The sequence below is a fragment of the Bartonella sp. TT119HLJHH genome (assembly GCF_042193385.1).
Taxonomy (GTDB): domain Bacteria; phylum Pseudomonadota; class Alphaproteobacteria; order Rhizobiales; family Rhizobiaceae; genus Bartonella.
Genome location: NZ_JBHILS010000053.1, coordinates 1,199 through 2,981, shown reverse-complemented (window position 1 = coordinate 2,981; position 1,783 = coordinate 1,199). Strand labels below are relative to the sequence as shown.

The following is a 1,783-nucleotide window of genomic DNA, read 5'->3' as shown; positions in this document are numbered from 1 at the left end:
GAGAAAGAAGACAACCTATCGCATCATGGTAATTGCTGGGTAGGTGATGATGCAAAAGTCTATGGTTATGCCAAGGTTTTTGGTGATGCTAAGGTTTACGAAAATGCACAAGTTTACGGTTATGCAGAAGTTTACAACAATTCTCGTATTTATGGCAAAGCAGAAGTTTGCGATGAACCATGCATTTACGGTGATGCAGAAGTTTACGGTGATGCATATATTTGCGGTGAACCGCACGTTTTTGATAATGCAGAAGTTTATGGCAATGCACAAGTTTACGAAGAGCCATACATTTACGATAGGGCGCGTGTTTACGGCAATGCAGAAGTTTCCGGTGATGCGCATGTTTACGGTCATGCAAAAATTTACGGTGAAGCATGTGTATGTTGGGACGACTGGATTGATGGCAATAAAAGAATCTCAACTAGGTAACAAACCAGATGAAAAAATACGAATTTACTGATGAAAAAATTGTGTTTGATGGAAGAACTCTTCACCGAATTAGAGCATTAAGAGACTTTGGATATGTCAAAAAAGGTGACCTAGGCGGTTTTATAGAAAAAGAGAGCAACTTAAGCCATAAGAGAGACTGTTGGATTTTTGGCAATGCACAAGTTTACGGTGATGCCAAAGTTTATGATGATGCGCGGGTTTATGGGAATGCACAAGTTTATGGCAATGCACAAGTTTCTGATTATGCCGAAGTTGGTGGTGCTTCTGTTAGAGATAATGCCAAGGTTTTTGACTATGCGCGGATTTATGGGAATTCTGTTATAGGGAAAAGTGTACACGTTTACGGAAATGCTAAAATTTACAATCAAGCATATATTTGCTGTCGTGTACACATTGCTGGAAATTGTAAAATTAGTGGCTCCACCGTAATCGTAGAACGTGAGAAATAGTAATCATGGAAAAGAAATATGAACTTACTGATGAAATAAAAGAATTTTATGATGCAAGAACCGATAAAAGTAAAAAACTTTATCGCATACGTGCATTAAGAGATTTTAGAAATATTAAAAAAGGTTACTTAGGTGGCTATATACAAAAAGAAGACAACCTATCGCATGAAGGCGATTGTTGGGTTTGGCATAAAGCTATGGTTTGTGGTGACGCTAAGATTTTCGGCAATGCACAAGTATTTGAACGCGCACAAATTACAGGCAGGGCGCGTGTTTATGAAAATGCAAAAGTTTGCGGTGAAGCATATGTTGAATATGATGCGCAAATTTACGGCAATGCACAAATTTATGGTGAGGCTCGAGTTTTGGGCCATGTTTATGGCAATGCCCGTGTCTATGGAGATGCTTATATAAGTGATAAAGCACACATTTCCGGAAATATGAAAATTCTAGATAGAGTATATATTTTCGATAATGTAAATATTTCTGGTAATCTTGAAATTCGTGGACGCAATTCAATCATCTACGAAAGTGACTATTCAGCAAGCGATATAAGCTACATAAGCCGTTTCTAACAACCAAACAACATTTTTAAACACCAGCGTGATTCACGCAACGGGTGAATTGTACGCAATGTAGGAAATCAACATGACAAATTCTACTTTTTTAAAAGAAATGGCAGGAAAATATGGATTTTCTGCTGAAGAATTTCGAACCACAATCATAAAAACTTGTATTGGAGATAAAAATGCTAATGTCATCACTGATGCAGAATTTGCCGTTTTTCTTTTTGTTGCCAATACTTATGGACTTAACCCTTTAACAAAAGAAATCTATGCATTCCCTAAAAAAGGCGGCGGCATCATACCCGTTGTTTCTAT

Annotated in this window: 4 protein-coding genes; all 4 read left to right on the top strand. The window is 37.5% G+C overall.

What is annotated here, in order from left to right; translation table 11 throughout:
- A partial coding sequence (locus ACFIJL_RS08955) for a hypothetical protein (RefSeq protein WP_375624322.1) occupies positions 1-432 on the top strand: 432 nt, incomplete at its 5' end.
- Positions 433-440: 8 nt separating this feature from the next.
- Positions 441-902 carry a hypothetical protein gene (locus ACFIJL_RS08950; protein ID WP_375624321.1) on the top strand — a complete coding sequence of 154 codons (462 nt, stop codon included), beginning with the start codon at positions 441-443 and terminating at the stop codon, positions 900-902.
- Between the two features lie 5 nt (positions 903-907).
- Entirely contained in the window at positions 908-1,477 is a 570-nt protein-coding gene (locus ACFIJL_RS08945; RefSeq protein WP_273791664.1) for a hypothetical protein, read from the top strand.
- A gap of 73 nt (positions 1,478-1,550) precedes the next feature.
- A partial coding sequence (locus tag ACFIJL_RS08940) for a recombinase RecT (protein ID WP_375624323.1) occupies positions 1,551-1,783 on the top strand: 233 nt, incomplete at its 3' end.